Source organism: Curtanaerobium respiraculi (genome assembly GCF_024609215.1).
GTDB classification, from domain to species: Bacteria; Actinomycetota; Coriobacteriia; order Coriobacteriales; family Eggerthellaceae; genus Curtanaerobium; species Curtanaerobium respiraculi.
The window spans coordinates 331762-350358 of sequence record NZ_JANIPD030000001.1; the positions used below are offsets into that span (position 1 = coordinate 331762).

Genomic DNA, 18597 nt, shown 5'->3' on the forward strand with positions numbered 1-18597 from the left:
CTAGGGAGTCTCCGCGTCGTCATCGGCAGAGGTCGTCTTCGAGGTGCTTTTCGCCGATGTCGACTTCGAGGTCTCCTCGGTGCGCGTGCTCTTCGAGGTCTCGTCGCTGGAGCCGTCCTCCGATGACGAAGCGGACGAGCCGGAATCCGATGAGCTGGCCTTCGGGGCCCCGGCCGCGCCGAGCGCGGTCTTGTCCGAAGAGGTCAGAGCACGGTAGTCGGGCTTCTTCGCCTGGTCCATCGGGAAGCTCTCGTTCACCCCACGCGGCAGGACCTGGTTCAGGAACCCGGAGAAGACGCTCGTCGCGCTGTACCATGTGGGCATCTGGCGCTCTTCACGCGCGCCCAACCAGATAGCAACGGAGTACTGCGGGGTGATGCCGCAGAACCAGCTGTCGCGCCAGTTCTGCGATGTACCCGTCTTGCCAGCCGCCTTCTGGGAGTTCAGCCGCGCCGCCGTGCCCGTGCCGTTCTTGATGACGCCCTCCATGACTTGCTCGGTCGCATGCGCCACCTCCTCCGTCATGACGCGCCGGCCGGTGGTGTCCGCCTGGAATACCACGTCGCCCTTGGAGTCGACGATCTTCTCGATCGCGACGGCATCGCGCTGTATGCCACCCGTCGCGATGGTCGCGTAGGCGCCCGCCATCTCGCGTACCGTGCATCCGTTGGATCCCAGGGTGATGGAGGGGACCTCTTCGAGGTTGGACTGGATGCCGCAGTCGGATGCCATCTTCGCGACGGCGGACGGGCCCACCAGCGCGCACAGTCGCGCGAAGCCCGTGTTCGACGACACGGCGAAGGCGCTGGCGACCGTACGGGTGCCGTACGAGGTGCCACCGTAGTTCTCCACCTTCCAGTCGCCGATGGTCGTATTGCTCGAGCAGTCGACATAGGTGCTGGCGGGATCGATGCCGTTATCGATGGCGGCGGCCAATGTGAAGGTCTTGAACGACGAACCCGTCTGGCGCTGCGCCTGCGTGGCAAGGTTGTACTCGTTGGAATCGTAATCCTTCCCGCCGACGAGCGCCTTGATGTAGCCGGTGCTCGGGTCGACCGCCACCAGGGCGACCTCCAAATCGTCCGCTACCTCGTTTTCCTTCGCCTCGCACGCCGCTTCGGCGGCATCCTGCGCATCGATGTCCAACGTGGTCGTGACCGTGAGTCCGCCTTTGAACACCTCGGCCTCGGAATAGTTCTCGAGCAGCACTTGCCGCACGTAGCTGGTGAAATACGGATATGCGTAGATACCGCTGCCGCTATCGCTGCCGGACACCTTCAGGCCAAGCGGCTCGGCGATGGCGGCGTCGTACTCGGCTTGCCCGATGTAGCCGTTGGTGAACATGCGGTTGAGGACCGTGTTGCGGCGGGCAAGGGCGTTGTCCGGATAGTTGATGGGGTTGTTGTACGTGGGCGATTGGGGGATGCCGACCAGCAGGGCAGCTTGGGAGAGCGTGAGCTCCGACGCCTTGCACGAGAAGTACTTCTCGGCGGCGGACTCGATGCCGTAGGCGCCCGATCCGTAGTTCACCGTGTTCAGATACATGAGCAGGATCTCGTCCTTCGAGTAGATCTGCTCCAACTTCATGGCGATGTAGGCCTCGCGCACCTTGCGCTTCAAGGTCTGCTCGGTCGCCTCGTCCGCCAGGACCGTGTTGCGGACGAACTGCTGGGTGATGGTGGAAGCGCCTTCGGTGGAACCGCCGAGCAGGTTGTTCACCACCGCGCGGGCGATGCCCATCGGGTCGATGCCGCTATGCTCGTAGAACCGCTGGTCCTCGGTAGCGACCGTTCCCTGGTATACATAGGGGGTCATCTCGTTGAGGCTGTCCAGGGGCTCTCGGTTCTCCAGATAGAACTCCGCGAGAAGGGTCGTTCCATCGCTGGCGTACACTCGGGTCTTCTCGGCAAGGTTGTACGCCGACGAATCCTCGTAGTTGGGAAGGTCTTTCAGCCACGCGTTCCCGAGGGCGAATGCGCTGACCGCGCCCGCGACGATGAGTCCGGCCAAAAGGAACAGAGCGATGACCCAAGGCAGGTAACCGCGCTTGTTCTGCGTTCCGTTCCTGCGTTTAAGAGCTCGTGATGCCATAAAACCCCCTGCGTTTAGGACGGAGCTATTCTACCATCCATCCTTTTGCGGGGAGCGAAGTACACAAGTTCCTTCTCAGCGGGAGGCGAGGACCGCCTCGTCCGCAGCAAGCGTTTCGCGGACGCGCTCAAGTTGCTCCGCGACGGCTGCGCTTGCGGTTCCGCCCTCCGTCGTGCGGGCATCGACGATGTTTCGCAGATCGAGCTGGCCGACCACATCCTCTTCGAACAGGTCGCTTTCGGCACGCAAATCCGCCAAGGAAAGATCTTCCAGCTGGATGCCGCGCTTTTCGCACAGAAGCACCAGATGCCCCACGACCGCATGCGCCTCGCGGAAGGGCATGCCCTTCTTCGCAAGGTAATCGGCCACATCGGTCGCCGCCATGAAACCCTTGCGCGCGCTCGCCAGCATGGCATCCTCGTGCACCGTCATCGTGGCGATCATCCCCGCTGCGCAGCGCATCGAATCCGCCAGCGTGCCCGCCGCGTCGATTACGCCCTCCTTGTCCTCCTGCATATCCTTGTTGTATGCAAGGGGAAGGCCCTTCATGGTGGTGAGCAGCGCCATCAAGTCGCCGTAGACGCGGCCGCTCTTCCCGCGGATAAGCTCGGCGAAGTCGGGATTCTTCTTCTGCGGCATGATGCTGCTGCCGGTGGAATAGCCATCCGACAGCGTGATGAAGCCGAATTCGCTGGTGGACCATAGGATGATCTCCTCGCAGAGGCGCGAAAGATGCATCATGCCCACGCTGCATGCGTAATTCAAGTCGAGGAGGAAATCGCGGTTGGACGTAGCGTCGAGCGAATTCGCGGTCACGCCGCCGAAGCCCAGCTCTTGCGCCGTCATGCGGCGGTCGAGAGGATAGGTGGTTCCTGCAAGCGCGGCATTGCCCAGGGGATTCTCGTCCGCCTGGTCGCACGCGAACGCCAAGCGCGCGAAGTCGCGCTGGAACATCCAATAATACGCAAGCATGTGGTGCGCGAACAGCACCGGTTGAGCATGCTGCATATGGGTGTAGCCCGGCATGATGGTGCCCGGATGGCTCTCCGCCACCTGCACCAGCACCTTCCGAAGCGCGATATTCCCCTCCATCAGGGTGGCGCATAGGCGCTTCGCCATCAGGCGGGTATCGGTTATCACCTGGTCGTTGCGGCTGCGCCCGGTATGCAGGCGCTTCCCCGCCTCGCCGATGCGGCGCGTCAATTCGCCCTCGACTGCCATGTGGATATCCTCGTCGTTGATATCGAAAGCGAACGAGCCCGCTTCTATATCCGCAAGAATCCCCGCCAAGCCGGCATCGATCTGTGCAGCGTCATCAGCGCTGATGACTCCCTGATGCGCCAGCATCTTGGCATGGGCGCGGCTCCCTGCGATATCTTCCGCGTACATCTGCTTATCCATCGGAAGAGACGCGCCGAAGCGCTGGGTGAAATCATCGACACCCTCTTCGAACCTGCCGCCCCACAGAGCCATTGCCGTTCCCTTTCCTGCCCTCGCGGGGCGCTTGATCACGATGTGGAAGATGAGGCGGTGCGACCTGGGGTCGATGCCACCTCATCCATGATACCGCCGAATCGGCCGTGAAATCGCGCGTCCGCTATTCGCAATCTGTGAAGATCGCAGGAACATGGCCGCCTTCCTTCGCGCCGGCAACCAGGCGCTTCGCCGCCCAATTGCTGGCGGTAAGGCCATGCAGCTCGATGAAACCGGCAGCCGCCTCGTGATGGAAGGTGTCGTCCTCCTCGTAGGTGACCAGACCGTAATCGTAGAGCGAGTAGGGGCTCTTCAGGCCGACGACCGTGCAATTGCCCTTGTAGAGCTTCATGCGCACCGTGCCGGTCACGTAGGTCTGCGTGCTGGCGACGAACGCGTCGATGGCCTCCTTCAAGGGGCCGTACCACAGGCCGTCGTACACGATGGTTGCCCACTTCTGCTCCAAGCCGAGCTTGTAATGCAGCAGTTCGCGCTCCAAGCACAGATCCTCGAGGGCCTTGTGCGCGACGATCAGGGCGATGCAGCTGGGACACTCGTACACCTCGCGGCTCTTCACGCCCACGAGGCGGTTCTCGATCATGTCAAGACGGCCGCACCCGTTATCGCCGGCAAGCTTGCCGATCTTTTCAAGAAGCGGCTTCATCTCCATCTTCTGTCCGTCGAGCGCGACCGGCTTGCCCTGCTCGAAGTCGATATCCACGTAGGTGGGGACATCGGAGGCCTTCTCGGGGTCCACGGTAAGGGTGTAGATGTCCGAAGGGGGCTCGTTCCAGGGGTCTTCCAACACGCCGCATTCGATGGCGCGGCCGACCAGGTTGTCGTCGATGGAGTATGGGGATTTCCTCGTGGTCGGCACCGGCACGCCGTGCTCGGCCGCCCAGTCCATCTCCGCGGTGCGCGCTTTGAAGGGCCACTCGCGGACGCAGGCGATGATCTCGATGCTGGGATCGAGCATGGAGATGCAGGTTTCGAAACGGACCTGGTCGTTGCCCTTGCCCGTGCAGCCATGCGCGATGTACTTCGCATGGTGTTTATGGGCGATCTGGACCAGGTACTTGCTGATAACGGGGCGAGAGAGCGCGCTGAGCAGCGGGTACTTGTTCTCGTACAGACCGTTGGCCTTGATGGCCTTCGCGACGATGTTGTCGGCGAAATCCTCGCGCATGTCGATGACGTAGCAGTCGAGGGCGCCCATATCGAGAGCGCGCTGCTTCACCTTCTCCAGCCCCTCGTGCTCCTGTCCCACTTCGCCGACGACGGCCACGACGTCGAGGTTCTTCTCGTCCTGGAGCCAACGGATCGCACACGAGGTGTCCAATCCGCCAGAGTATGCAAGGACGACGATTTCTTTTTCAGCCATGATGAATTCCTTTCGGGATGAGCCTGTTCAGGCGTGAAGGTACGAGGTGCCGCGAAACGGCTATGGAGCGGGCGCTGCGCCCAGGGTATGTATCGACGGCTATCGTCGTCGCAGGCCGTTGAGGGTGGCTTGGATGCCGAGGGCGTGCTCGGGAGTGTCCGCTGCGATCATGATGGTGTTGTCTCCTGCAACGCTGCCGAGCGAGCCCTCGATGGAGGCGCTGTCGATTGCCCCGGCAACGCCCGCCGCACCGCCCGGGAACGTGGTGACGACTACCAGGTTGCCGGCGACGTTCACATCCTCGACCAGCTCGGAGACCATGCGCTGCAACCGCAGGTCCTCGGGGAGGATGTAAAAACCCTCCTGCGATTTCAACAGGCCCATGTCGGTGATATCCCGGCTGATGGTGGCCTGCGTGCAATCGTGGCCCGCCTCCTGGAGTTTCACCGCCAGATCGCGCTGCGTGCGGATGCTGTTTTCGCGGACGATTTCGCGAATGACATCGTGCCGTTGCGTGCGTTTTTTCATGTTCGGTTTCTGCCGCCTTACAAATCCGCATTGCATACTGCGTCTTTCAGGAAAGATATGCGGTATTCTTGCAAATTTCCTTTAAAACATGCAATACAGAGTAGCAGACGCCTCTTTGGTTATCTAGAAGAACGTCCAAGTTGCGCCAGTTTCTTCATAAGGACATCAACATCCGCCTTCGTGCATATGAGCGGCGGAAGGAAACGCAGCGTATGCGGGCCGGTGGCGTTCAGAAGCAACCCCTCGTCAAGCCCGGCGAGCACGATCGCATGAGCATCGATGCCCTCTTCCAGATCCGCGCCCACCATCAGGCCGAGTCCGCGCACCTCGGTGACGAAGGACAGCCCCGACAGCTGGGAGCGCAGGTAGGCACCGACTTCCGCGGCGTTTTCCGCGATGCCCTCGTCCTTGAGCGCATGCAATGTGGCATGGGCCGCCGCCATGGCAAGGTTGCTCCCGCCGAACGTGCTGCCATGGTCGCCGGGAGCGAACGCCTCTGCGATCTCCTCCCGAGCGGAGCATGCCCCCATGGGGAACCCGTCCGCGATGCCCTTGGCGCTTGAGACGATATGAGGCACGATGCCCAGCTGCTGGAACGCATACGGCGTCCCCGTCCGGTACATGCCGGTTTGCACCTCGTCGGCGATCATGAGCGCACCCGCCCGCTCGCACAGGTATGCAGCTGCCTGCAAATACTCGGGAGTGCATGGATGCACGCCCGATTCGCCCTGGATCGGCTCGAACATGAATGCGCAGATATCGTCCCCCAAACGGTCGAAGCACGTGTTCAGCTGCCCCATATCGTTCGGCTTGATATGCGTGAATCCGCCGGGAAGCGGCTGGAAGCTCTCCTGCTTCACCGGCTGTGCGGTCGCCGCGAGCGTCTCCATCGTGCGACCGTGGAAGCTGCCATCGAGCGTGATGATCGTCGTGCCGCCGTTCCCCCGCTTCTTCGCATACAGGCGGGCGAGCTTGATCATGCACTCGTTCGCCTCCGCCCCGCTGTTGGCGAAGAAGCTTTGCCAATTGCACCCGCCGCCTGCGGAAACCCCTCTCGCACGCAGAAAGCCCGGGTGTTCCGGGTCGGGCGAGGGGATTCGCCGGCCGTCCAACGGCCGAAGCCGATCGGAACCATGAGGCCCTTCCGCGGTGCGAGAGGCTCCTGCGGGCAATCGGCAATTCAATGCGTCGGATAGCAGCTTGGCAACCTCTCCGCGCTGCTCGATGTAGTAGTAGTTGCTCACATGCATGAGCTTTGCCGCCTGCCGCTGGATCGCATCCACCACCTTCGGGTGGCAATGCCCCAAGCTGCATACCCCGATGCCGCCGATGAAATCGAGGTAGTCGGCGCCTTCGTCATCCTGCACGTGCATGCCCTGCCCTGCAACCAGGCACACCGGCTTGCGGGCGAACGTGGGAACCATGTAAGTTGATTCGAGTTCCTGCTGCTGTTGAAGTGTCATTGAGAATTCCGCCTAGTCTTCATTGGTTGATCATGAGTTTCGATGCCACCGAGCTCAACGGATGCTGATCGGCGTTGTAGCTTTCGGTGGTGCCGTGGATGACCGTGCCGATGCCCGTGTCCGTCAGCAGCTCCAGCAACAGCGAATGGCGCGTTTTGCCGTTGACGATGTGGGCGCGCCCCACCCCGGCATCCAAGGCGGCGACGCAGCTCTTCAACTTGGGGATCATGCCCGTATCGATCGCGCCCTCGTCGATCATCTTCCGCGATTCGTCCCGCGTGATGTTGCTGATGAGCGTGGTCTTGTCGTTGAAGTCCAGGTATAGCCCGTCAACGTCGGTGAGGGCGATGAACTTGTGCGCGTGGATCGCCCCGGCGATGGCGCTCGCGGCGATATCGGCGTTGATGTTGTAGTACCCGCCATGCGAGCCGAGCGCGATGCCCGCAACGACGGGGATGTAACCGTCCTCGATCAGATTGTTCAGATATTCGACGTTCACCTTGGTGATGCGTCCAACGCGGCCGTATTCCGGCGCCAGCTGCGTGGCGACGATCGTGCCTGCATCGCTGCCCGACACGCCGACGGCAAGGTTCCCATGCTCGTTGATGTCGCGCACGAGGTTCTGGTTCACATCCCCCACGAGCACCGTCCGCACCACGTCCATGGCATCGTCGGTGGTGACGCGCAGCCCGTCCTTGAATTCGATGGGGATGCCGTACCGTTCGAATGCCCTGTTGATCGATTTGCCGCCTCCGTGAACGAGCACCGGGTTCACGCCGATGATCCTGAGCAGCACGATGTCGCTCATGACCTGGGCGCGCAGAACCGGGTCCTCCATTGCGCTGCCGCCGTATTTGATGACGACCGTCTTGCCCGTCGCCTCCTTGATCCAGGGAAGCGCCTCCGCCAGCACATGGGCGTCGGTCGCAAGGCTGGGCCGAACCTGGGTATCTCTCGAAAATTTCATGTCCGGTAATCTCCGTTGATCGTGATGTACTCATGTGTGAAATCGCACGTCCATACCGTGGTGGACGCATCGCCCGCGCCCAGCCCGACGTCGATGACGACCTCGGGTTCCTCGAACCGCCTCAGGGCCTCGTTTTCATCGAAGTCGAGGGCGAGGCCTTTCCTGCAGACGGGAATGCCCATGATGGCGATGTCAACATCCTCCTGTCGGAACGTTGCCTTCGTCTTGCCCGCCGCCGCGGCGATGCGGCCCCAGTTCGCGTCATGGCCATATATGGCCGTCTTCACCAGCGGGGAATTCGCGATCGAGCGGGCCACTTCGTCAGCATCGGCATCGTCCGCCGCGCCGCGGACGTTGACCGTCACCAATTTGGTCGCTCCCTCGCCGTCCGCCGCCATCTGGCGCGCGAGGTTCTCGCACACCAGCAGGAGCGCTTGGACGAACTCGTCGTATTCCGCCGACCCGATTTCGAAGGTTCCCGCTCCGGCAACCGCCTTCCCGCTGGCGAACAGCAGCGCGGTATCGTTGGTCGAGGTGTCGGAATCGACGGTGACCTTGTTGAAGGTGCGGTCCGCCGCCGTGGTGAGCGCATGGTGGGCAGCCGCCGGGGAAAGGGGCGCGTCGGTGGTGATGACGCCGATCATCGTGGCCATGTTGGGCATGATCATACCCGAACCCTTCGCCATGCCCCCCACCGTGATGCGCGCGCCGGCATGGGGACCCGAGCCGCATATGTATGAAACCGCATGCTGCTTATCATGGGTGTCGGTCGTCATGATGGCGCGGGCGGCGGATCTCCCGTCCCGGACGGAATCGCCCGCCTGATCGACGAGGGCGGGCAATGCCCTTCCATACGGCTCGAGGGGGAGCTGCACGCCGATGACGCCCGTGGAGCATACGAGCACATCCTCTTCGGCGCACCCCAGCACCTCGGACGCCAAGCGCGCGCCCGCCCGGGCGCGGTCGAGCCCGACCTCCCCCGTCGCGGCGTTCGCATTGCCGGAATTGATGACGACCGCCCGGGCCACGCCGCAGCCGATGCCGTCAAGATGCTCGCGGGACACGGTCACCGGGGCGCTGCAGAACACGTTCTGCGTGAACACGCCCGCCGCAGGGCAGAGCTCGTCGGCGACAACCAGTGCCATATCCAAGCGCTGGGGGTTCTTCCGGAAACCCGCATGGATACCCGCCGCGCGGAAACCCCTGGCGGCGACCACGCCGCCCTCGATACGTTGAAGATGGTTGAGTTCCATAGTCGCTCCTACACGGGTAAGGCCATGGTGGCGAGGCCGCAGGTCTCCGGCAGGCCGAAGACGATGTTCGCGCATTGGACCGCCTGGTCGGCGGCTCCTTTGCCCAAATTGTCGATGGCGCAGGTCGCAACGAGCGTTTCGGTTGCCGCGCGCCATCCCAGCCCGATATGGGCGTGGTTGGTGCCTGCGACGCTCGCCGTCTTAGGCTGAGCTCCCAAGGGGAGGACGTGCACGAACGGGCGGGCGGAATAGAAGTCGGCATACAATTCGTGCGCCTTCTCGAGCGTGAAGCCCGCTCGGGGCACCTGCATGCTCACGGTGGAGAGCATGCCGCGATTGAGCGGGACCAGATGGGGGACGAACATCACGCGACCGGGAGCGCCGAGGATCTGCTCGATCTCGGGAGTGTGGCGATGTGTGCCCACGCCGTATGCCTCGGCGTTCTCGTTGGCGCTGCAGAAATGGGTCCGGGCGGAAGCCTTCTTGCCGGCACCCGTGACGCCTGACACGGCGTGCACGTTGATGACGCCCTGCGCCAGCCCTGCATGCACGGTCGGGAACGCGGCAAGGCCCGTCGCCGTGGGATAGCATCCGGCGCATGCGACGAGCACCGCTTCGCCCGCGGCGCGCCGGCGCGCCGCCTCGGCCAGCTCGCCGCCCGTGATCTCGGGCAGGCCGAACGCGCTGCGCGCAAGCAGCTCGGGCGAGGTGTGGGGGATGCCGTACCATGCCTCGTACGCTGCCGGATCCTTCAGGCGGTAATCGGCGGAAAGGTCGATCACCGTCACCCCCGCCTCGACCAAAGCAGGCGCAACTCTCAGGGCAGCCGTATGGGGGACGGCGAGGAACGCCACATCGCATTCCATAACCGCGGGATCGTCATGTGCGGTGAACGCCAAGTCGGTGACCCCCGTGAATGCAGGATAAGCCTCGTCGAGGCGGATCCCGGCATCGGAATCGCTGGTGGCCGACCTCAGCTCGAATGCGGGATGCTCGACCAAACGCCGGACCAACTCGACTCCCGCATAGCCGGCAGCACCGATGACTGCTGCGTGATACTTCATTATCGCCTCTTTGTTTATGCATTTATATTTTGAATAAATGCTATTTTATGCAATAGTTGGGAATATAGCATGTTTTTTGGAATGTAGCGGGAAATTCCGCCAGTCTTCACGTTTCGATGTTCGTCGCGCAAGCCCATGCGCACCTGCCCTATTGTACGCTAGACTGGCACACCAACCGGCAATGGATCGATGCGGGCGGATAGGAGTCCCCTATGGCAAATAACGAAGGCAAGCGGATGAAGGTGCATTACATCGGCACGTTCGACGATGGCGAGGAGTTCGACTCCTCGGTCAAGCGCGGCGAGCCCATCGAATTCGTATGCATGGCGGGGCAGATGATCCCCGGGTTCGATGCCGCCGTGAGGGAGATGGAGCAGGGCGAAACGCGGAAGGTCCACATCCCCTGCGCGGATGCGTACGGCGAACGCGATGAGAGCATGATCCAAAAGGTGCCCGTCGAGCATATCCCCGACGCGGACAAGTTGCCCGTGGGGGAAGTCGTGTACTTCCACGGCCCAGGCGGTCAGCCCATGCCCGTGAAGGTGGTGTCGATCGAAGGCGGATTCGCGACCTTCGACATGAACCACGAGATGGCAGGCAAGGACCTGAACTTCGAGATCACGCTCGTCGAGGTCGTCGAGGGCTAATCCCCGATTCGGGCTGGAGCGGGCAGACGGAGGCCGTCGGCCTTTCTCATTTCACGAGCGGGATTTGCCGTCGCGCAGGTGGCGAATCGCCCCGGCGGGGTCGTAGAGCATCATGCGCGGCCCGGCATACGCCATCACCTTTCGCACGCGATCCCGCATCTTGGGGCTGTAGCAATGCGTCTCGCACGAACTGCAGAACGTCTTCGTCTCCATGTGGGGGCACCGATCGATCCGTGTAAACGCGTAATCGACAAGCTCCTGGCAATCGGGGCACAGGCCCCGTCCGTCGGGCGCAGGCCCCTCGGGCGCGCGATTCTCATGCTTGCGGCCCCGGCAATAGATGCCCACCATGAAAGCAAGCGTCTTCTTCTCGTGTTCGATACGCTCTTCGATCGTGCGCGGTTTCTTCGCCATGGATTGCGCCTTCCCTTCGTCTGGGGAGAATCCTACCATGCGGAAGCGCGGAGCCTGCCTCGGAAAACCCCTCTGTTTGGCTATCCTACCACCCAGGGAACCGCTGATGAATTCCGCCAGCCCGGGGACGGCATGCTGGCGCCGGAGCGGCTCGATCCCCGTTCGCGCACGCCTGCGCCCGCTCGCCTTCCGCCGCCCCGGCGCTCAGCCCGCCGTCCCCGGCCAAGGCGGAACTAATCAGTGCGTCTAGGGATGCCGAGCCGATGGGCCGAAACGCGGAGAAGGGAGGGGGCTAGCGGTAATACCGATAGTACGCCGCGCAGCTGCCCTCGCTGGAGACCATGCACGGCCCCACCGGATTCTCGGGCGTGCACACCTTTCCGAACAGCGGGCAGCGGTCCGGGTCCATCGCCCCGCGCAGGATATCTCCGCACCGGCAGCCCTTCGGGTCGATCGTCGGCTCCACTTCCGGCTGGAGGCGCTTGACCGCATCGAACGCGGAGTATTCGGGCCGGATCGCATACCCGCTCCCGGGGATGGTGCCCAAGCCGCGCCACGTCGTCGCACAGGTGTCGAACACCTCGTCGATGATCCGCCGGGCGACGGGATTGCCCTCGGCGCGCACGCCGCGCGTGTAGGCGATCTCGATATCGGCGCGGCCTTCGTACAGCTGGCGCAACAGCATCGCGATTCCCTGCAGTATGTCGACCGGCTCGAACCCCGTGATGACGCCCGGAACCCCATAGTCGCGCGCAAGGAACTCGTAGCATGCGGACCCGGTGATCGTGCTCACATGGCCCGGCAGGATCAGAGCGTTCACCTTGAGCTTGGGATCCTTGATGATGGACTCGATCGCCCCCGGCATGTTCTTATGCGCGACGAAAACGGTGAAATTCCCCAGACCCTGCGCCTTCGCCCGCTTGATTGCCATCGCCACCAACGGCGTCGTGGTCTCGAACCCGACCCCCACGAAAACGACCTGCCGGTCGGGATGCTCCGCAGCGTAGGCGAGCCCGTCGAGGGGGGAATAGACGATCTGCACATCGCGACCCGCCGCCTTCTCCGCCAGCAGGCTGCTGGTGCTGCCGGGCACGCGTGTCATATCGCCGAATGTGGTGATCGTGACGCCGGGTATGCGGCAAAGTGCGATGACGGTGTCGATGTCCTTGTTGGCGGTGACGCACACCGGGCACCCGGGACCTGACAACAGGCGGATCCCCTCGGGCATGATCTGGCGGATCCCCGCCCGCGCGATGGAAACCGTGTGCGTGCCGCACACCTCCATCAGGCGCGCTCCGCCTTCGGGGGCGAGCTCCTCGATGCTGCGCAGAAGGCCGCGGGCAAGGTCGGGGTTTTTGAATTGGGACAGGTCCAACGCGGTTTCAGCCATGGCGCATCCTCGAAGCGGCCGAAGCCTAGGCGCGCGTGGTGCAGACCACGCCGAAGCCGTCGCCGGAGCCCGCGGCGGCCGCCCCCAGCTCCTCCTCGACCATGCCGGGGAATTCGCGCACGATCTCAAGCGTTTCCTCCGCGAATTGAGGATCGACGATCTCGATGGCGAAGCCGGCATGCACGAGCACGTAATCGCCGATCTGCGCCGTGGGGGTCAAATCGATGGAAGCGGTGCGCGTGACGCCCATGATATCGACTTCCACCATGTTGTCGTCAAGCTTCTTGGTGATCTTGGCTGGAATGGCAAGACACATAACGTTCTCCTTTTGCGTCGCGCGGACGGCGGCGAATCTATTTGCTCGCCCGCAATGCTACCACTGCTTGGCCGAAACTGATGCACGCATCGTTGGGCGGCAGTTCCCGCGGGAGGGCGACGGTGAATCCGGCCTCGGCGAGGGCGGGAACCACGTGCTCGCACAGATAGCGGTTCATGAACACGCCGCCCGAGAGGACAACGGTGCGCAGCCCGTACAACGCCTCCGCCAACCGCGCGAGCGTGACGATCGCATCGACGATGCCATCGTGGAAGCGCCGCGCGATCGCGCCGCTCGGCACGCCAGCCGCGATATCGTCGAGCAAGGCGCGGAATAACGGCGCGGCATCGACGAGCAGCACCGCGGTGTTCTGGGCGGTGCTCCCCTCGACGGCGGTGTTCTTGACGATGTCCACATGGTACGGAGCCTGGATCGCCGACGGATCCTCCCCGTCGATGGCAGCCTCCAGAAGGACCGCGCCCTCGCCTTCGTAAGTCGGCTCATCGCAGAGCCCCAGAAGCGCGCTCGCGGCATCGAACAGCCGACCGACGCTGCTGGTCTGCGGACAGTTGATGCCCCGTTCGATCATCGCGTCGAGCGTCTCCGTCTGCTCCTTCAGGGCCTCGCGCACGCGCGCCGCACCGGGATGGTCGAGCAGGTCGAACGCCCAGAGCGCCCCGTAAGCGCACCGAAGCGGGTGCTTGATGGCGGCGGCCCCCCCGGGGAGGGGGAAATACGCGAAGTTCGCGAACCGCTCGAAGGACGCCAGGTCGGCGAGCAAGACCTCCCCGCCCCAGACGGCGCCATCCTCCCCGAAGCCGGTGCCGTCGAAGGCGAACCCGCACACCGGGCCCTCCAGGTTGTTCTCCGCCATCGCCGAGGCGATATGGGCATGATGATGCTGGACGGCGATGACGGGCAGTTCCTGGTCCGCCGCCCATTTGCTCGTCAGATACTCGGGATGCTTATCGCACGCGACCAAGGAGGGGGTCAACCGCAGCAGGGCTTCGTAGGTGCGCTTCACCTCGAGCCACGCGTCGCTGGTAGCAGCATTCTCCATGTCGCCGATATGCTGGCTGACGAACGCCTCGCCCGGACGCGTCAGGCAGAACGTCGCCTTCTGCTCGGGGCCCGTGGCGAAGACCGTCGGCGCATCCGCAGGCACCGCAGCCGTCGCAACGGGAAGGGGCGCGAACCCGCGGGCACGGCGAATGACCTGCGTTGCCGTCACGCCGGCACCGAAGTCGAGCACCCGCACCACGGAGTCGTCGTAGCGGCTCCGGATGGGACGGTCGTTGCCGATGAACGCGTCCGCGATACCGGCGAGAGCGGAAAACGCCTCGCCGTCATCGGTCTGTATGGGCTCATCATGCACGTTACCGCTGGTCATCACCAGCATACCTCGATAATCGTGGAGCAGCAGGTGCTGCAAGGGCGTGGCGGGCAGCATGATGCCCAGCTCGGGGAGCTTGTCGGCGAGGCCCGGCGCAAGGACGGCGTCCGGGCGCTTGCGCAGCAGCACGATGGGACGGGCAGGGCTCCTCAGCAGCGCTGCCTCATCATCGGACACGAAGCAAACCGCGCGGGCGTCCTCCACCGTGCGCACCATGACGGCGAACGCCTTCCCCTCGCGATGCTTGCGCCTTCGCAGCTCGGCGATCGCGGCGGGGTTCGAGGCATCGCATGCCAAATGGAAGCCCCCCAGGCCCTTGATCGCGATGATGCCGCCCCCGCGCAGCAGCTCCACCGCCTGCGCCAGTATCGCGTCGCTCTCCTCTCGCGTGCTCCCCCACACGGGTGCGGAAGCCCCGGGGGGCTCGGATGCCCCCGAAGGGACCTTCGGCACCGCATAGGTAAATTCAGTAGAAGATCGTCGCAGTGAAGCGCACGACCGGAGGGACGGCCCCACGAGTCGTCCCGAGAGAACAGCGGAACGGGGCGTCCCGGAGGGGGCGTCCGAGCCCCCCGGGGCTTCCGCACCTGCCGGCGCATACCAGCTGATATGGGGACCGCATTCCCAGCAGGCATCCGGCTGGGCATGGAAGCGGCGGTTGGAAGGATCGCCATACTCGCGCGCGCAATCCGGGCACATGGGGAATTTCCCCATGCTCGTATGCGGACGATCGTAAGGCAATTTCTCGATGATGGTGAAACGCGGACCGCAATTCGTGCAATTGATGAACGGATAGCGGTAGCGCCGGTCCCGCGGGTCGAACAGCTCGCGCATGCACTCGTCGCAGGTCGCCAGATCGGGGCTCACCAATGTGGCGGCAGCGGAACGATCGTCGTCCGAGAAGCGGATGGTGAAATCCTCGAAGCCTTCGACGGGAACCTCGTCCATGCGGATGCGCTCGACGCGCGCCGCGGCAGGGGCGCGATCGGAAATGCCCCGGACGAACGCCTCCAGCTGGGGCTCCGCCCCCTCCGCATGCGCATGCACGCCGTCGACGCCGTTGAGGACCCAGCCCGAAACGCCCGTCTCGTGGGCGAGGCGATAAACGAAGGGGCGGAAACCCACCCCTTGGACGATACCCGTTACCCGGATATCAAGTGCAGTTTGATCGCGCGGTTGCGGCATGACAGCCTACAATCCCAGCGCTTTCTTGAGCGCGGGAACGCGGCGGCGCGACACCGGGACCTTCTCGTCGCAGCCGTCGAGCGTGAGCAGCAGCGTGCCGCCCGAAACGGATTCTACTTCGACCACCTGCGCAAGGTTGACCAGATAGCCGCGGTGCACACGGAAGAACCCGTGCCCGTCCAGGCGCTTTTCCAGCTGGGCAAGGCTGACGGTGCTGAAGAAGCGATCCTGATCCGTTTGGAGGTACGCGTAATCGTCGCGCGCCATGATATAGCGGATCGTGTCGATGCCGATGAGGATCTTCTTGCCGGCCTTCTCAACCGGGATGCGCTCAAGCTTCTGCACCTTGGCATGCAGCAGGGCCTGCTCCTGCACGCGCGTGACCGCTTGCTGAAGGCGCTCCTCTTCCACCGGCTTGACCAGGTAATCGATGGCATTGACCCTGAAGGCATCGGTCGCGAATTCGCTGTACGCGGTGACGAAGACCACTGCGGGCGGGTATCTGAGGTGCTGAAGGGCTTCCGCAAGCTGCAGGCCCGAGGCCTCCGGCATGTTGATATCGAGGAACATCACGTCGCATGGATATTCCTTCAGCTTCTCGATTGCCTCGCGCACGCTGGCGGCTTCGGCAACCACTTCGGTGCCACCGACCTCGTCCAAGAGAAATTTCATCTCAGAGCGCGCAGGCGCCTCATCATCGACGATTATCGCTTTAAGCACCAAGGCGGTCCCCCTTCAATATGGAAAAGATAGCCGTTCGTCCGCTAAAATTGTCCTTTCAGTATACGGCATTGGCGGCGACTTATTCCATCTTTCGTCAACGATTTCGCCCCATCGCTTCCTTCCACATGCGGCAATCCGAAGCGAACTGCTCAAGAATCCGCTAATATAGGAGGTTGCCATTAAAAGGGAAGGGAAGATCGACGTACATGAATCCACTCGTAATCATCCCCACATTCGTCTCTGCGCGCGGGAAGGCGCAGGCTGCTTCACCGCTGAGCACCTATGACCACGTCACGCCGCTGCAGCAGAAGGGCGAGCTGCCCCGCCTGCTCGAATCGCTCGAAGGCGTGCGCGGCATCGGGCAGATTTGCGTGCTCGTGGCGGCGGAGCGGACGGTGGAGATACAGGCGCTTGAAAAGGTGCAGGCGATATGCGCGCAGTTCCCCCAGCTCAACACCACCGTGGTGGGCGCGCCCGAGCTCTCGCTCATCCGGCAACGCTTTGACCAGCTGAAGCTGGGTTCCAACGAAATGTCGGTGGGGCTCGTCGGCTACAGCGCCATCCGCAACCTCGGGCTGGTCGTGGCTAACGTGTTCGGTCACGACAGCGTGGTGTTCCTCGATGACGACGAGATCGTCCAAGACCCCGAATTCCTTGCGAAGGGCATCTACGGCCTGGGCAAGCTCACCCGTCGCGGCATACCCATCCTGGCGAAGAGCGGCTACTACCTGAACAGCGAGGGCACCTACCACTCGAAAAGCCAGAACAAGTGGTACAACCGCTACTGGCAGCAGGGCAGCGCCTTCAACGCCTGGATCGACAGGGCCATGGCAGGGCCTCGCCTCTCGCGCAGCAACCATGTATGCGGAGGCTGCCTTGCCTTGCATCGGGAAGCATATAAGCGCGTGTGCTTCGACCCGTGGATCGTCCGCGGCGAGGACCTGGATTACATGCTGAACCTTCGCATGTACGGATCCGATATCTGGTTCGACAACAAATGGATGCTCCTGCATCTTCCGCCCGAGGGGGCAAGCGAGGGCGCGCGCTTCCGCCAGGACATCTACCGGTGGCTGTACGAGTACCGCAAGGTGGAGTTCAGCCGCACGCAAATCGACCTCCAGCAGGTGAAACCCGGTTCATTGGAACCGTACCCCGGTCCGTTTTTGGAGCCCGGCATACAGAAGCGCATCAAGCGGACGGCGCTTTTGCGCAGCCTGGGGCGCCCCGATCGGCGCGCATACCAGCAGGCGGCGCGGGCTGCGAACGACGAGGCGGCTGCGTACGCCTCCCGCAACTGCTCGAAGTATTTCGAGTTCCAATACATCTGGCCGCAGATCATGGCCCGCACCGAAAACGACGAGATCCTGCGCTCGGCGCTGCTGAAAAGCACCGGCCTCCGCACGAACCGTGCGGCGGATGCGCAGCAGGCAGCCTCGTTGGACCCCGGCGCAACCAGCGAGATCCGCCTGAACATGGCAGAATGATCGTGACCGGAACGCTCATAGCCGCCACCCTGAGCGGAATCGCAATCGGAATCCTATCAGGGCTTTTGGGCATCGGGGGCGGCGTGGTCATGGTGCCGCTGTTCCGGTTGGGATTCGGGCTGACCGCCATCGAGGCGACGGCGACATCCCTGTTCGCCATCATCCCCACCGGCATCTCGGGTGCGGCGGCCCATATCCGCAACCGCACCTCCCAACCCGCCGTGGGTGTCGCCGCCGGGTTGGGAGGGGCGCTCACCTCGCCTGCGGGTGTCGCACTGGCAACCATGAGCCCCGGATGGGCTATCATGCTCGCCGCGGCGCTGGTCATCGGCTACTCCGCGTACAACATGCTGAAGAAGGCCTTGAAGATGCCGAGGGAGGCGCGCCCTGCTCGTCCGGAGCAGGAGAAAGCCGCCCCCGCCATCGCGCCGACCGGGCACGCGACGCGCAAGCAGCTCGTCGTGGGATTCTCCATAGGGCTGCTCGCGGGCGTTATCAGCGGATACGTGGGCGTGGGTGGCGGTTTCATCATGATCCCGCTGTTCATCGCATATGCGGGCATATCGATGAAGCAAGCGAGCGGCACATCGCTCATCGCGGTGGCGATCCTCGCGCTGCCGGGGGCGGTCTCCCAGCTGATGTACGGCAACGTGCACCTCGCCATCGGCCTGGCAGTCGCCGTCGGCAGCATACCCGGAGCGATGCTCGGCGCCAACCTGGCGAAACGCGTACCCGAACGGAGCTTGCGCCTGCTGTTCGGGGCCATGCTCCTGGCGGCCGCGGCCATCATGGCGGCCAACGAGTTCTTCCTCCCCTAACATCTCC

At 63.5% G+C, this 18597-nt stretch carries 16 protein-coding genes; 3 read left to right on the top strand and 13 right to left on the bottom strand.

Annotated elements, in window-relative coordinates:
• The 8 genes from NOV21_RS01475 to argC form a co-directional block, all read right to left on the bottom strand.
• Positions 1–2091 (bottom strand): transglycosylase domain-containing protein, encoded by a 2091-nt coding sequence (locus NOV21_RS01475; RefSeq protein ID WP_283169870.1) that lies wholly within the window; start codon positions 2089–2091, stop codon positions 1–3.
• Positions 2092–2166: 75 nt separating this feature from the next.
• Positions 2167–3564: an argininosuccinate lyase gene (gene argH / locus NOV21_RS01480; protein WP_283169871.1), complete on the bottom strand. Its 1398-nt coding sequence runs from the start codon at positions 3562–3564 to the stop codon at positions 2167–2169.
• A gap of 124 nt (positions 3565–3688) precedes the next feature.
• Positions 3689–4945, bottom strand: a complete 1257-nt coding sequence (locus NOV21_RS01485; RefSeq protein ID WP_283169872.1) for an argininosuccinate synthase — start codon at positions 4943–4945, stop codon at positions 3689–3691.
• 99 nt (positions 4946–5044) lie between these two features.
• A complete protein-coding gene (locus tag NOV21_RS01490; RefSeq protein WP_283169873.1) occupies positions 5045–5473 on the bottom strand; it encodes an arginine repressor in 429 nt (142 codons plus the stop codon).
• A 119-nt stretch (positions 5474–5592) separates the two neighbouring features.
• On the bottom strand, positions 5593–6936 hold the full coding sequence (locus tag NOV21_RS01495) for an aspartate aminotransferase family protein (protein WP_283169874.1): 1344 nt from the start codon (positions 6934–6936) through the stop codon (positions 5593–5595).
• A 19-nt stretch (positions 6937–6955) separates the two neighbouring features.
• Complete coding sequence (gene argB, locus NOV21_RS01500) at positions 6956–7903, bottom strand: acetylglutamate kinase (protein WP_283169875.1); 948 nt, start codon at positions 7901–7903, stop codon at positions 6956–6958.
• Positions 7900–9156, bottom strand: coding sequence for a bifunctional glutamate N-acetyltransferase/amino-acid acetyltransferase ArgJ (argJ, locus tag NOV21_RS01505; protein WP_283169876.1), 1257 nt, complete (start codon positions 9154–9156; stop codon positions 7900–7902). The genes argB and argJ overlap by 4 nt, the downstream gene beginning before the upstream one ends.
• Before the next feature lie 8 nt (positions 9157–9164).
• Positions 9165–10220: an N-acetyl-gamma-glutamyl-phosphate reductase gene (gene argC, locus NOV21_RS01510; RefSeq protein ID WP_283169877.1), complete on the bottom strand. Its 1056-nt coding sequence runs from the start codon at positions 10218–10220 to the stop codon at positions 9165–9167.
• Between the two features lie 212 nt (positions 10221–10432).
• On the opposite strand from argC, the gene NOV21_RS01515 reads away from it, so the two are divergent.
• A complete protein-coding gene (locus NOV21_RS01515) occupies positions 10433–10867 on the top strand; it encodes an FKBP-type peptidyl-prolyl cis-trans isomerase (RefSeq protein ID WP_283169878.1) in 435 nt (144 codons plus the stop codon).
• 51 nt (positions 10868–10918) lie between these two features.
• Here NOV21_RS01515 and NOV21_RS01520 read toward each other — a convergent pair whose 3' ends face one another.
• The 5 genes from NOV21_RS01520 to NOV21_RS01540 form a co-directional block, all read right to left on the bottom strand.
• Positions 10919–11281: a nitrous oxide-stimulated promoter family protein gene (locus tag NOV21_RS01520; protein ID WP_283169879.1), complete on the bottom strand. Its 363-nt coding sequence runs from the start codon at positions 11279–11281 to the stop codon at positions 10919–10921.
• 292 nt (positions 11282–11573) lie between these two features.
• Positions 11574–12671: a hydrogenase formation protein HypD gene (gene hypD / locus NOV21_RS01525; RefSeq protein ID WP_283169880.1), complete on the bottom strand. Its 1098-nt coding sequence runs from the start codon at positions 12669–12671 to the stop codon at positions 11574–11576.
• Between the two features lie 25 nt (positions 12672–12696).
• A complete protein-coding gene (locus tag NOV21_RS01530) occupies positions 12697–12987 on the bottom strand; it encodes a HypC/HybG/HupF family hydrogenase formation chaperone (RefSeq protein ID WP_283169881.1) in 291 nt (96 codons plus the stop codon).
• A 37-nt stretch (positions 12988–13024) separates the two neighbouring features.
• A complete protein-coding gene (gene hypF, locus NOV21_RS01535; protein ID WP_283169882.1) occupies positions 13025–15565 on the bottom strand; it encodes a carbamoyltransferase HypF in 2541 nt (846 codons plus the stop codon).
• A gap of 6 nt (positions 15566–15571) precedes the next feature.
• A complete protein-coding gene (locus NOV21_RS01540) occupies positions 15572–16285 on the bottom strand; it encodes a LytR/AlgR family response regulator transcription factor (protein ID WP_283169991.1) in 714 nt (237 codons plus the stop codon).
• Positions 16286–16494: 209 nt separating this feature from the next.
• Between NOV21_RS01540 and NOV21_RS01545 the strand changes: the two genes are divergently transcribed.
• Positions 16495–17772, top strand: coding sequence for a glycosyltransferase family 2 protein (locus NOV21_RS01545; protein ID WP_283169883.1), 1278 nt, complete (start codon positions 16495–16497; stop codon positions 17770–17772).
• The gene (locus NOV21_RS01550; RefSeq protein ID WP_283169884.1) at positions 17769–18590 is read left to right on the top strand and encodes a sulfite exporter TauE/SafE family protein; all 822 of its coding nucleotides are present in this window, start codon (positions 17769–17771) and stop codon (positions 18588–18590) included. Before NOV21_RS01545 ends, NOV21_RS01550 begins: the two co-directional genes overlap by 4 nt.
• Positions 18591–18597: the final 7 nt, after the last annotated feature.